Below are 13,886 nucleotides of genomic sequence, written 5' to 3' on the forward strand. Positions count from 1 at the left end.
TATAGCACATCAAAATGTGAAAAAATCCGGCACCTCTATTTTTTTACGTTTTTTAGCTTTTTTTTGCTATTTTCCTTTAAAAATAGGCTAATTCACTTTTGGTATTTCAGACGGCTTCATCATGGATACGCTTTTTCTACTATTAAAATGAAGAAAAATAACGATTTAGATATTCAAGTAAATATAGGGAGGTCAAGAATACTTTAAATCATTGTTCAACAATTGGTAATTAGGTGTGTTGCGAAATCATCAAAGTGGGAAAAATTCTTTCTTTACTGTTTTCAAGTAGACCAATTTATGATGATTTTTCGGAAGAACGCTATTTTTTAACATTTTTGTTCGGTTTATTTCATTCTTTAAATGGCAGATAAGCTATAGAATCAAATATGTAAGCGAAATCATTTTTGGAGGGGAAATTTATGAAAACGAAGTCACTGTTATTGTTGGGTGCGAGTCTTAGTGTGTTGGCCTTAGGAATTGCTGGCTGCGGAAATGGATCCAAGGATAAAGAAGCGGATAGTGCAGATGGCAAAACAAAGATTAGCTTTACTTGGTGGGGTGCCGAGGTACGCCACGAAAAGTACATTAAAGCAATCGAAGCTTTTGAAAAAGAAAATCCCGATATTGATGTGGACTATGAATATGCTGCCTGGGATGATTACTGGAAAAAATTAGCTACAAAATCAGCGGCTGGTGAATTGCCAGATGTGATGCAAATGGACGGCAGTTACTTAGCACAATATGGTCAAAAGAATCAATTGGCCGACTTAACTGAATTTACCGGAGAAGGCAAGACCATTGATACTACCAACATCGATCCTTCTATTATCGATTCAGGAAAATTAGATGATAAATTTTTCGCGATTGCGCCAGCGGTTAATGCCATGTCCATGATTACGAACCAAGCTTTGGTAGACAAAGCTGGGGCCAGTGTGGATTATGAAAATTATAATTTCGAGGATTGGGTAGCTTCCATCGAAAAAGTGAAACAAGAAACTGGTGAATATGGCATGATTGATGTAGTAGATAACTATGTCTTGTTGCAATATTACTTGCGGACGCAAGGGGAAGAATTGTTGAAATACAACGATGAAGGAAAACCTGAATTAGCCTTCAGCAAAGAAAACTTCATTACATTTATGAATGCAATTGGTAAATTGGCAAAAGAAGAAGCCATTCCTACTGCTGAAGTAGCTAGCAACATCAAGAGCTTTGACGAAAATCCACTTTCTCTTGGAAAAGTTGCTTACTATCAAAACTGGAACAACCAGTTTGTAACGTATACGCAATCCGCGGCAGACGGGGTAGATCTTTCCTTGAACTTACCTTATAGCGCAAAAGATGGTGCTTTGTTCTACCGTCCAAGTTTCTTCTACTCTGTAGCTCAAACTTCAAAAAATAAAGAAGCTGCAGCCAAGTTTGCGAACTTCTTGGTAAATGATGAAGAAGCCAACAAGATTATTGGTACGGAACGGGGTATTCCTGCTAGTACTGTTGCGAAAGATACGATTTATGAAGATATGACTGATGAAGAAAAAGTTGCTTCTGACTATTTGGATAAAATTGCGGACTATGTGGGCGAAGCATCTCCAGTCTTACCAGTTGGTTTCTCTGAATTAAACACTCACTTCAAAGATGTCTTTGCTGAAATTACTTATGGCACTATGACAGCTGAAGAAGCTTATGACAGTTATGTAGCGAAAGCGGAGGAGATTTTTGATGAAAACTATGACTAAAGAGCAAGAAAGCGGACTAATGGGAAAATTTAGACGCTTGAGCACTGAAAAGCAAGATTTCTTTTCAGGGTATCTCTTTATCTCGCCTTTCATCTTAGGTTTTCTATTGTTCATCGTCGTGCCTATGGGAATTTCCCTATTCATGTCCTTTCATAACTACGATATGTTGACCGAAGCCGAGTATATCGGCTTCGACAACTTCAGCAAAATCTTTTTCGACGATCCAAAGTTCAAACAAGCGCTAATGGTCACATTTAAGTATGTTATCTCCGCCGTGCCTTTACGGCTAGTCATCGCACTAGCGGTGGCAATGTTAATCAACCGACCTTCAAAACTATCCGGTTTGTATCGCGTGCTGTTTTACATTCCTTCTATTATCGGGGGGAGTGTGGCGGTATCTATTATGTGGCGGAATATCTTCGGTGATTCTGGTTTGATTAATGGACTTTTGGAAAATATCGGGATGGATCCGATTTACTTCTTTAAAAATCCTGGGACTGCTTTGTTTACCTTGATTCTTTTAGCAGGTTGGCAGTTTGGGTCTTCCATGTTGATTTTCTTGTCTGGCTTAAAAAATATTCCCAATGATTATTACGAAGCAGCCCAAATCGATGGTGCTAGCAAATTGCGCCAGTTTTTCTCCATTACTTTGCCTTGCTTGACACCAATTATTTTCTTTAACTTGGTTATGCAGACGATTCAATCATTCTTGACCTTTACGCCGGCCTTCGTTATTACCAATGGGACTGGCTCGCCGCGAAACGGAACTTTAGTATACTCACTGTATGTCTACCAAAAGGCTTTTGCAGACTTCAAGATGGGGTATGCTTCAGCGTTAGCTTGGATTTTAATCGTGATCATCGCAGTGATTACTATGATTTTCTTTGCAACATCTAAATACTGGGTATTCTCAGAATCGAAGGAGGGCTGAACATGATTGCAGCACGTAGAAAAAATCTATTATTTGATGCGATTGTCTTGATTGTGGCAGTCCTGATGCTTTATCCGATTTTCTGGTTGATTTTCAGTTCATTAAAACCAAATTCGGATATTTTCCAAACGGCGACGCAATTATTCCCAAGAACTTGGACTTTGGATAATTACATTAAGGGGTTTGAAGGAATCGCCGGAGTGCCATTTGTTACGTATATTTTTAACTCATTGCGGATCGCTCTAATCGCAACGGTGGGGGCAGTTTGTTCCTCTGCTTTGATTGCTTATGGCTTTGCCCGGATCCCTTTCAAAGGGAAGAAATTCTGGTTTGCTTGTGTTTTAGTCACCATGATGATGCCTCAAGAAATCATTATGGTGCCCCAATATCTGTGGTTCGGCAAATTAGACTGGATTAATACAATCCTGCCAGTGACCGTGCCGTCTTACTTTGGCCAAGCCTTCTTTATCTTCTTGATGAACCAGTTCATCCAAGGGATTCCTACAGAGCTGGATGAAGCGGCAAAAATCGATGGCTGTGGTCGCGTAGGAATCTTCTTCAAAGTCATCTTGCCATTGTTGAAATCTTCCTTGGCAACTTCTGCCATTTTCTCCTTTTACTGGAAATGGGAAGAGTTGATTGGTCCAATGCTGTACTTGACCAAGCCGGAAAGCTACACCGTGTCCATCGCCTTGAAACAATTCTTGGATTCTTCAAGTAGTTCCAACTGGGGTGCGATGTTTGCTATGTCCGTGGTGTCCTTGGTTCCAGTACTGATTATTTTCTTCATGTTCCAAAAATACATTGTCCAAGGAATTAGTACCACCGGTTTGAAATAAACGGAATGAAACGCAACTGTTGGTTCTTTTTAGCAAACTTGGCCCACTTTGCCAAGTTTGCTAGAAGGGGCCTTTTTGTTGCAATAAGGAGGAGCGAAACGTGGAAAATTTTACTTGTCAAGAAACCATCGAGACTATTATCCACCGGACCATGAAAATGGATTTAACTTGGGACTGGAGCTGCGGTGTTGCCTATTACGGGATTTGCCGAGTTTACGAGGTGACCGGCGAACAAAAGATCCTTACTGAGTTGAAAGAACGAGTGGATGAGTTGATTAACTTGGGTTTTGAAGGAGATTGGACTGTAAACAAATGTGCCATGGGCCATTGCTTGATTACTCTCTATGAAGTATTTGAAGATGAGCGGTATTTGGAACTTTTGCTGAGCAAAGTTGATTACTTAGAAAAACGGGCCTTACGTTTTGGTGAGGGTGTTTTGCAACATACGGTTTCTAATCATGACGATTTTCCCGAGCAAGCTTGGGCAGATACGTTGTTTATGGCGGGGATGTTCTTGTTACGCATGGGGATTTTGCTTAAGCGCCAAGATTTAGTTGAAGACGCTTTGAATCAGTATTATTGGCATATTCAGTATCTTCAAAATCAGACCACGGGCTTGTTTTATCACGGCTATGATCACCTACAAAAGAGCAATCTTTCTGCTTGTTATTGGGGAAGGGCTAATGCCTGGTGTGCTTACACCATGTCCCAAGTAAAACGTCGCTTGCCGGAAGCTTATTTGTATCCTAAATTTATGGATGTGCAGGCTAGTTTGGATGAACAGCTGGCTGGTTTAAAAATCTATCAAAGCGAAAAGGGACTTTGGCGTACTATTTTAGACGATGCCACATCTTATGAAGAAGTTTCTGCCACAGCAGGTATTGCTGCCGCCATGGTAGCCAATGATAATCCCTTGCACCGTAAATATATCCACCGAGCAATACCTGGACTTCTCACAAATGTGGCACCAGACGGTCGGGTAGAAAATGTTTCTGCTGGTACCGCAGTAATGAAAACAATTCCTGACTATCAAGCAATTTCCCGACAATGGATTCAGGGCTGGGGCCAAGGGCTAATGCTGACTTTTTTAGCGGAGTGTTTAGACAATCCCCATATCACGAGCTTACTTGTAGAAAACGAGACACAGGAGGAAGACAATGAATATATTACTAGCCGGTGATTCCACCGTAGCAGATTATCCTGAAAGCCAACGGCCGATGACAGGATGGGGCCAGGCTTTGAGAGAACTTTGTGCACCGGAAAATGTTGCCGTAAAAAATTTTGCTAAACCAGGAGCTACCACGAAGACGTTTATGGAAGAAGGATTGTGGGACGACTTACGAAACGCCATTACTCCAGGGGATTTGGTCTTGATTCAATTTGGACATAACGATCAAAAGCCAGAGAACGGGGTGCTACCAGGAGAATACGAAAGTCGTCTACGCAAAATGATTACCGATGTGAAGGCAGCTAAAGGCCAAGCAATTTTATGTAGTCCAACAGAACGCCGCTTGCATCCTTTCAGCCATAAGCCGGAGCCTAGTTTTACGCAACAGTTACCTTTTTTAAGACGGATTGCCGAAACGAAAGAGATTCCCTTGTATGATTTGAATCGCTATACGTATTTTCTTTATCAAACTACGGGGACTGAAGAAGCAAAGCGCTATTTCCTCTGGTCTGGCGTGGGTGAGCTAGCGAACTATCCTGCGGGCAGCCAGGACAATACGCACTTTAGTGAGGCAGGTGCTTTGGCGATTGCTCGTTATGTAAAACTACGCTTGCGGGAATTTATCCAAAGTGAGCTCTTTGACAAGCGTTATTACGGAGCCTGTATGTATCCAGAAGTTTGGCCTGAGGAAATTTTTGCTCAAGATGTGGCTCAGATGAAGGAGTTGGGTATGAATTTTGCCCGTATCGGAGAGTTCATTTGGCAACATATCGAAAAAACACCGGGCCAATTTGATTTAAGTATTTTGGAGCGAGCTTTAACTTTGTATCAGCGAGTAGGGATTGATGTCTGTCTTTGCATTCCTACGCCGACACCACCACGCTGGTTCACAGTTATGCATCCGGAAGCTCGGATTAAAAACTTAGATGGTACAGTTATGGAACACGGATCCCGCCAGCAATGTTGTACAAATAACGAAGACTATCGTTTTTATGCTTACCGTATGACACGAGAAGTAGCTAAGTTAGCTCGACGGTTTGACAATGTCATAGCGATTCAGTTAGACAATGAATTTAAATGCCACGTAGATTTGTGTTTCTGTGATACCTGTCAAAATCGTTGGCACCAGTATTTGGCAGAAGAATACGGCACGGTGCAATGGCTGAACAAATCTTGGGGGACGCAAGTCTGGAGTGAGGCTTATGACCGTTTTGATCAGGTCGTTATGCCGCTGATGACACCATTTTTGCACAATTCTTCTTTAATGAATGCCTTTCGTAAGTTTACCGCAGATACGATAAATGAATTTGCCCATGATTTATGCCATTTTGTTCGTATGGAAACTGAGGTACCAATTACCCATAATACGGCTTTTGGCTTTAACTTAATGAATGATCGCTTGTTCCGGGATTTAGACGTGGCAGGTTTCGATACGTATCCAAAATACACGGACTATCCTTGGTATACTATGAATTTGGATCGTTTCCGTAATGTGCGAAATACCAATCAGGAGATGCTACTTCTAGAAACTTGTACGTCCCATAATGGGCATATTGAAAACTATGCAACGCCCGCCCCTACAGGCTGGGTTACTGCTGAAGCTTTTATCGGTTATGCAGGAAATTTGAAGTCCTTTAGTTTCTGGCACTATCGCGGTCATCGTTTTGGTGTGGAACAACCTCACAGTGCTGTAGTCACAGCTTGGGGCGAGCCAGATCAAGGATTTGAAGATGTCCAGCGCACAGGAAAATTATTGCAAAAAATGGAACCATATTTGCAAAGAACTCACTATCAAAAAGCAAATGTAGCTATAGTGTATTCGGATCACGCTAAACGATTTTATACCATTGATAATGGGGGTATCTATGATTACCGTCGCCTCTTTTTAGATTACTATGGGTCGGTGATTCGAGGGGGCATCAATGTGGAAATCATCCAAGAAAATAGCGACTTCACAGACTATGGGGTACTGCTGATTCCATACTTGCGCAACGTGTCACCAGAGTTACTAGCAAAATTACAAGTTTTTACCAAAAATGGTGGCAAACTAATTTTAGGCCCTATGACTGGGGATCGTACCGGAGAACTAAGCTGGCCCGCAAATAATGGCTTGGATCTTATCGGAGAATGGTTACACTGCAAAGAAATCACGCAATATCGGGTGGAAGAGGGAACTTACACTGCATCTTATCAAGGGAAAACCACAACTCTCAGTGGGTTAGTGACCACCTTTGTGGGGGACAATTGGCAAGCTGTCGTCGAAGGGGCCAAGCAGCAACTAGTTATTGGAAAACAACAAGTTGACGCTGGAGAAGTCTTTTATGTCGGTGGTCAGCCACAGAAGATCACTGGAGATGAGCTGTGGCGCAAGTTCTTGACCCAAGAAGTCTTACCCTATGAAACAGATCGGGGTTTAGTGAAAGTCAAAGAAGGAATTATGAAATATCGACGGGAAAGTCAAACTGAGATTCAGTTGTATTTATGCAATCTCGGGGTAACCGAAAGCTCCTTTGAATTGAAAACGATGGCTAGCTCTTGCTTGAATCATGAGGACTTATTCCCGGGAGAAGTCACTCTGGCTCCCTATGAGTACCTGATTTTGTCTTTTGCCAAGTAAAACTTGTCCATTGGATTTGCTTTGACGATTGTTTTGCGAGTGATACAGTTTCATCATAAGAAGAAGTGAATAGTAGTTTGCCAAACAGGATTGGAACTGTTCCCAAAAGACAACTCTTAAATCAAAGAGTAAATTGTTGAAGAGAGGATTTTCTATTCCAGGTTGGCTTTTATTCTTGGTAGTAACGGAAAATATGTTATACTATTCTTACAGTAAAATGAGATTACGGTGAAGAAGGCTGTTATTAAAAGGAGGATACTTATGCACATAACGATGGAACCTGTCATCAAATCTGTGACCCAGACTTGCTCAGGTCAAGAGGTCGCGGTGTCGCTTTCTCAGTGTTCTGCTTTAGTATCCGCCTGTCAGTCTTTCGGCGTAGAAGGATATCGTGTAGTGGATTATACGACCAATGGCTTTTTAAGTCGCTATTTGCCGATACAGATTCCCCACACACCGATGTTAGTCTATAGGGGCCAGTACTTGATTCCATTAGTTTTCCGACGAGGAACGGGTTGCGAAGAACTGTGGAATCAGGCTCCACGTCGAGAAGCATTTTTTCTTCTGTTGGATTGGTATTTGCGTTATGAACCAGAAACCATCGTCACAAAATACCGGCTAATGGATGACGAAGAGGGGCGTTTCAGGTTGAAAATTTTGGACAGTGCTTGGATTGCCTTTCGTCTTCAAGAGCTTATTCATTGTGGTTGTTATCAATTGAAGGATTGTCCTAGCAAAGAACACTTTATTCAGTGGAATCAAGAGTCCCGTTTAATCCAGTCGCCGTTGATTGGTCGTCACAGTCCAGTGCTTGATTTAGAAAACCGAAAAACAGTAGCAGAGTGTCTCTTGTTTTTTCAAATTTTACAGTTGTTTTTTCCAGAGGCACCACTTTGCCATGAACTTCAGCTAGAAAAAGTGGGCTAAGTAAAACCACCGCAAATCACCAAGAAAATCTTGGGATTTGCGGTGGTTTTTTGAGGCCCGAAAGTAACAACTAGCGACTTCCAAAACGGCCGGTTTGGCGAATTCCTTGGGCGACAATTTTGGCATAGAAGCGTGCGCCTTTTTCATTTAAGTGAACATTGTCTGGTAAATAATAACCTGCTGGCGCTTCGTTTGACATTTCAGCAAAGCGCCATTTGGCTTGTTGCCAAACATCGATTACGAGTACTTGCTCTTGGTGTGCCAAATAAAGAATCGCTTCTCGATATTTTTCTAATTCTTCTGCAATGAGTGTTAAGTGATCATCGGTAGCCAAAGCGGCCGGATTCAACAGGATCGGAGTTAATAAAACCGGCGTTGCTTGCTTGGTTAAAGCAACTGTTAACTGAGCCTTCAAGTTTTCGATAAAGTCTGCAGGGGAACTCCAACGTTCAGATTTTTCTTGGTTGCAATCATTGTGCCCGAATTGCAAGAACAACCAATCTCCGGATCGAAGTTCATTTAGGATTTCGGCAAAACGTTTCTCCTCTTGATAAGTTTTCGTAGAGCGTCCGGCGGCCCCACGATTGTCGACGATTATTTTTTGATTTTCATAACGCCAGGGGCTAGGTGTACTTTCCAAAATGTTAGTCAAATTGATTTTTTCTTGCTGATAATCTGGATAAAGACTTGCGGCTAAGAACTCCCCCCAGCCAAATTGTGGTCGCTTTTCCTGGGTGTAAGTCTGTACCGTACTATCTCCAGCCAAATAGAAAACTGGCTTGCGTTTTTGTTCTGGAAATACATCTGCTAATTGCATATCTGAAGCGTAGTAATAACTTGGATAGCAAGGTTGATTGTAACAATTATTTTGCCAAGCAATCCCACAACGATACTGGGGATCTTGCATCAAAGTAGGCAATTTTTTCTGGCTAACTTGGGTGTTTGAGTAGATTCTTAAGGCGGTGTTGTCTTTTGTTCGGAGCACTAATTCTTCCCGATAATCGCCAAAAAGATCGGCAACGAGGCACGGATTTCCTTTGGTACTGTTATTTGTTGCGGTATCCTTTGGGGTTAGAATTACGCCGTGGCGCCAATCATTTACGACCCCGGTACTTTCGCTATTTAGATAATCAACTCCGTCCAAAATTTGAGTCGAAAAATCTGGTAAAAAGCGAATCGGGAAATTAGTTCCTAAAGTCTCTGCATTTAGACGTTTCCCTTGACAATCAAAGGTACCCACAGTGTTCACCCAACACTGGAGACCTGGGTCTGACGTAATATCACCTACCATACAGCGACCTAAATCACGCTCGTCTTCATACTCGCCAAAAATTACGGTGCCATCTTCCGCTCTTCGGAGTGCATAGCCATATGGTGCGGCGCTAGCTTCCTCAAAAACATTGAAGATTTCTAATCCAGGACGATTGGGGTCGATATCCGCCACATGCATGGCATCTCCATGATTGAGTTTCACAAGATGCCCGTTCGGTAGGAGATCTTTAGAGCTGTACAGGATTGTTCCATCGTGATCAAGTGTAGCACCACCGTAAATTACTTCCATCTTGCCGTCACCATCTACATCAGCACAAGAAAGCGAGTGATCACCTTGACAGGCTAACGCCCCATAAAAAGGATTAGTACCATCTTGATTGTGTGCTGTATCGTGGAAAGGGTTATTCATAGGAACAAAACCACTATCTGTTCGCCAAATTTCTTGGAAACAACCGCCAAGGAAATCTAACGCGACTACGACCGCTCGAGTATAATAGCCACGACAGATTAACAGGCTTGGGGTTTCGCCATTCAAATAAGCGACTCCAGATAAAAAGCGATCTACGCGGTTGCAAGGTTCGATTCGGTTCCAAGCATAATCACCCCAAAGTAAGCCGTCGTCTTCTCGTGGAATCGGAAAGGGGATGGTTGCAAGTTCCTGACCGTCTCCAGCAAACATCGTCAAGTACTCTGGTCCCTCATAAATAAAGCCTTCAAACTCTCGCAAACGATTTTTTTCACTACGACTAGAGGCATAACTATCTAAGAAATAGTTAGTAAGGGACATGGCAGATTCTTCTGTGAGTGGATACGTATACTGATTTGGAATATCAAAGCATGCTTCCAGTGTTTGGGGCCAGTGTCCTGCTAGAACTTCGGGATGGTTGTGCCATTGTAAAAACAGTTCTTTTATATGAGTGGCATAATCAGTCCCCGAACAAACATAATCATCCTTATGGGAGACGCCTTTTTTACGATCTGCTTCAGGAAGAGTGATAAAGCGTTCGTGGGTAAGTATTCCTTGTGCGTCAAAGAACTGCATCTTACTTCCGGGAGCAGTTTTAAGTGCCATTTCACCTTTCCCATCGCCGTCAAAATCATAACAGATGAATTGTGTGTAATGAGCTCCGGCACGGATGTTTTGACCGCAATCTAGCCGCCAGATTAGTTGTCCATTCATTTTATAACAGTCAAGATAACAATTTCCGGTATATCCTCTTTGCGAGACATCGCGAGAATTAGTCGGATCCCATTTTAAAATAAATTCGTATTGGCCATCCCCATCGATATCTATTACGGACAAATCGTTGGCCTGATAGTCGTAAGATTCACCAGCTTTGGTCACACCTCCACTCGGCTTTTGCAAGGGAATTTCAAAGTAAGGAGTTTGTTCGGGACAAACAGCTTCGCAGAGTGTTCCTTCCAGACTTTTAACTTGGTAAGAATCAGTGATTAATCCTGTTTGATCTAGATAATTGGTGCTGTCATGGATTTCCGCTAACAAACTACCATTCTTGTAAAGTTGAAAAACAGAAGTAATCAGACTGTTGTGAGAATTATCAAAACCAGAAACTTCTGGAACAAGTAGCCGCCAACTTAGAAAGATGCCTTCATCAGTTGATAAAGCGATAAGACCTCGATCTAGAGTTTCGATTTGGGGATGGGGCAGATAGTAAACCGGCGTTTCTAGAAGAGGCGTTTCTTCTTGTCCATTGGTAACTTTTACATAGTAGGGGCGATGGGAACTTTTTTTCAATGTGAATTCATTGGAAGTCGTTTCTCCCAATGAGATGAAGGTGCTCGACTCGCGCTTGCGATCCGACCATAGAATGCGATAAGGACCGCCTGAAGGTAGTTCGTCCCAAGAAATCGTAATCTGGTTAGTATCGATGTTCTTTATGGTAATCATGGTAAATAAACTCCTTGTGTAAATGAGATTTTTTGTTATTCTGTATAACCATTTTTATCATAATAAAAAACGGTTATGTCATTTAGAATAATAAAAGAAAACGCTTTTTAAGTTGTTTTCTATTATAACGGACGGAGAATAAAAAAATAACCTCATTCAAACAAGAATGAGGAGTTTTTTAGTTTTTACTATGATTAATTGCGAAAACTAGCAGAATTTGCTTGGTCCAAAAGCGACGGTTCTCCAGCTTGAGTAAAGAGGGTCAATTCATGCATGGCCCGAGTGCAAATCGTATACAAAATCAAACGATCTTGGGCAGTGGTGAAGTTTTCGCTGATATTCCAAGCGAAGACTCGGTCGAATTCCAATCCCTTGGCTAAAAAGGCTGGGATGAGGATCAACGGCCGCTTCATAAAGTCGTCTTCAGAGACGATAAGTTGGACCTTTTCTTGTAATTCAGCTGGTAGATTGTCATAGAGTTTGCGACATTCTTCTTTGGTCTTGCAGATGATGGCCGTGCGCCAAAAACGATCTTCTTGGGCTTTTGTTAGACTAGAAGTTAGCTTGGTCAAGTTTTCTTGAATGCTTGGACTCGTTACCACTAAAGGCAAGTCGCCAGTACGAGCGGTGAGTTCTACTTGATCTTCTTGGCTTAAAAATTGATTGGCAAAATCCGTTATTTCCTTGGTGGAGCGATAACTGGTGGTCAGTTGGTAGCGAGTCACTTCTTCTTCGGAAAAAAGGTCTTCTAGATTGCTGACGATGGTTTCGTTACCGAAGACTTTTTGATTGAGATCCCCACACAAGGTTAGTCCAGCTTTAGGATACAAAGAGCGTAGGAGTGCTACCTGAGCGGGTGGGAAATCTTGCATTTCATCCACAAAGATAAAGCGAGCTTTCAAAGGCACATCGGCAGGGTACAGTCCCCGGCACAATAAGAAGAATAAAACGGCATCTTCTTGATCTAAATGGCGGATTTTTAAGTCTGATCGGACTTTGGCATTGGCGGTACTCCAAGCCTCGCTACTAATCCCGGCTTTGCTTAAAAGCGTACTTGGTACACTTTTCAAGAAGTGTAAGTATTGCTTTGAAAAATTAATGAAGCGAAATTCTTCGATGGCTCGGACAACTGGGCGGAAGTAGCGATTTAAAACGGCTTTACGAATTTGATTGCGCAAGCGGCGTTCACTTTTTTCGGAGTCATCTGCGTTAGGATGGTCGGCATAGTATTCTTGCAGGCGTTCTTCCGTGAGCTCTTTGACCCATTGTTTTTTCCCTTCGTCCTTGTGCAGACCCCCGGCTTTTTTCAAAAGCTTTGTTTGCAACAGCTGCGTCCGTTGATACAAAGGCAGTTGGGAATTGGTTTCTTTGTACCAGTGGCGCATTTGACTAGCCGTGATATACGTCTTGCCCTTGATTTTTAAATCCCGGAATAAAGGACCAAGTTCAGTAATGGCTTGTAAATAGCGGTGACTGAAGTGAATCAAGGATAGGCCACTTTTCAGTCGCTGGGTGCGACTTTCGGCCCCTGTTAAAAAGACTTCTTCTTGGGCCGCTTCTTGGTTAATCGTAAAGGTCGGCAAAAGTTGTTGCATAAAAGAGCGGAACGTACGAGTAGGGACCTCGCTTTCCCCTAAGGAAGGCAAGACCATGGAAATATAGTCGGAAAACAGATGATTCGGCGAGAAGAGCAAAACTTGATCATCTTTGAGCCATTTCCGGTGACGATAAAGCAAAAAAGCAATCCGTTGCAACAAGGCCGAAGTTTTACCGCTACCGGCGATGCCCTCAATGAGCATAATCTTACTGTGAGTATCTCGAATAATCTGGTTTTGGGCTTGTTGAATGGTGGACACGATGTTTTTCATTTGGGAAGAAGAGGCTTCGTCTAAGATTTCCAATAAAAACTCATCGTTAATCACATCGGTGGTATCCACCATGGACGTGATTTGGCCACCTTGAATTTTGAACTGGCGCTTCAATAATAGGTCGACTTCATAACGTTCCGTATCGGTTTCGTAATAGGTGGGGCCTAATTCTCCTTCGTAGTACAAGTTGGCAATTGGCGCCCGCCAGTCGATGACAATGGCGTTTTCCGCATGGTCTCGTAAGGAAGAAATTCCTAGGTACAGGGTTTCTTTGGCTGCTGTGTCTTCTGTGAAATCAATCCGCGCAAAATAGGGGTTGCCATTCATGGTCTGTAAAGTCTTCAGGCGTTTTTCTACGGAGTCTGCGGTGTGATATTTTAAAAGTAATTCTTCTTCATATTGACGATATTCCAAGACAGATTCGTAAAAGGCTTCTTCGTCTCCACCGCGAATGCGCTGTTCCCCGACACCTTGTAGTTGGTCTTGCAATTGCCCTGTGAGCAATTGTTGTTGTTGTTTTAAAAGAGTAGCTTCTTTATCAATCAATGCAATGGTTTGATCTACATGTTGTTGTTCCTTTTGGCGTTCCTGATTCATCCACGTAAGCTCCTTTTCAAAA

General features: G+C 42.4%; 8 protein-coding genes. 6 read left to right on the forward strand and 2 right to left on the reverse strand.

Going from position 1 to position 13,886, the window contains the following annotated elements; translation table 11 throughout:
* Window positions 1–419: 419 nt before the first annotated feature.
* From I579_RS10860 to I579_RS10885, 6 genes are all read left to right on the forward strand, one after another.
* Entirely contained in the window at window positions 420–1,736 is a 1,317-nt protein-coding gene (locus tag I579_RS10860; RefSeq protein ID WP_010753448.1) for an ABC transporter substrate-binding protein, read from the forward strand.
* A complete protein-coding gene (locus I579_RS10865; protein ID WP_010753449.1) occupies window positions 1,720–2,667 on the forward strand; it encodes a carbohydrate ABC transporter permease in 948 nt (315 codons plus the stop codon). The genes I579_RS10860 and I579_RS10865 overlap by 17 nt, the downstream gene beginning before the upstream one ends.
* A 2-nt stretch (window positions 2,668–2,669) precedes the next feature.
* Window positions 2,670–3,506 carry a carbohydrate ABC transporter permease gene (locus tag I579_RS10870; protein ID WP_010753450.1) on the forward strand — a complete coding sequence of 279 codons (837 nt, stop codon included), beginning with the start codon at window positions 2,670–2,672 and terminating at the stop codon, window positions 3,504–3,506.
* Window positions 3,507–3,606: 100 nt separating this feature from the next.
* Window positions 3,607–4,686: a glycoside hydrolase family 88/105 protein gene (locus I579_RS10875; protein ID WP_010753451.1), complete on the forward strand. Its 1,080-nt coding sequence runs from the start codon at window positions 3,607–3,609 to the stop codon at window positions 4,684–4,686.
* Window positions 4,664–7,291 (forward strand): beta-galactosidase, encoded by a 2,628-nt coding sequence (locus tag I579_RS10880; protein WP_010753452.1) that lies wholly within the window; start codon window positions 4,664–4,666, stop codon window positions 7,289–7,291. Before I579_RS10875 ends, I579_RS10880 begins: the two co-directional genes overlap by 23 nt.
* A gap of 261 nt (window positions 7,292–7,552) precedes the next feature.
* Window positions 7,553–8,218 carry a hypothetical protein gene (locus I579_RS10885; RefSeq protein ID WP_010753453.1) on the forward strand — a complete coding sequence of 222 codons (666 nt, stop codon included), beginning with the start codon at window positions 7,553–7,555 and terminating at the stop codon, window positions 8,216–8,218.
* 70 nt (window positions 8,219–8,288) lie between these two features.
* Here the strand turns inward: I579_RS10885 and I579_RS10890 are convergent, their stop codons facing one another.
* Window positions 8,289–11,399 carry a rhamnogalacturonan lyase family protein gene (locus tag I579_RS10890; protein WP_010753454.1) on the reverse strand — a complete coding sequence of 1,037 codons (3,111 nt, stop codon included), beginning with the start codon at window positions 11,397–11,399 and terminating at the stop codon, window positions 8,289–8,291.
* A 194-nt stretch (window positions 11,400–11,593) separates the two neighbouring features.
* Window positions 11,594–13,864 (reverse strand): RNA polymerase recycling motor HelD, encoded by a 2,271-nt coding sequence (helD, locus tag I579_RS10895; RefSeq protein WP_010753455.1) that lies wholly within the window; start codon window positions 13,862–13,864, stop codon window positions 11,594–11,596.
* Window positions 13,865–13,886 lie beyond the last annotated feature (22 nt).

Source organism: Enterococcus asini ATCC 700915 (assembly GCF_000407365.1).
Taxonomy (GTDB): Bacteria; Bacillota; Bacilli; order Lactobacillales; family Enterococcaceae; genus Enterococcus_C; species Enterococcus_C asini.

Coding starts and splice junctions, on each gene's coding strand:
- I579_RS10860 (WP_010753448.1), top strand. CDS start 420: ATGAAAACGAAGTCACTGTTATTGTTGGGTGCGAGTCTTAGTGTGTTG.
- I579_RS10865 (WP_010753449.1), top strand. CDS start 1,720: ATGAAAACTATGACTAAAGAGCAAGAAAGCGGACTAATGGGAAAATTT.
- I579_RS10870 (WP_010753450.1), top strand. CDS start 2,670: ATGATTGCAGCACGTAGAAAAAATCTATTATTTGATGCGATTGTCTTG.
- I579_RS10880 (WP_010753452.1), top strand. CDS start 4,664: ATGAATATATTACTAGCCGGTGATTCCACCGTAGCAGATTATCCTGAA.
- I579_RS10885 (WP_010753453.1), top strand. CDS start 7,553: ATGCACATAACGATGGAACCTGTCATCAAATCTGTGACCCAGACTTGC.
- I579_RS10890 (WP_010753454.1), bottom strand. CDS start 11,399: ATGATTACCATAAAGAACATCGATACTAACCAGATTACGATTTCTTGG.
- helD (WP_010753455.1), bottom strand. CDS start 13,864: ATGAATCAGGAACGCCAAAAGGAACAACAACATGTAGATCAAACCATT.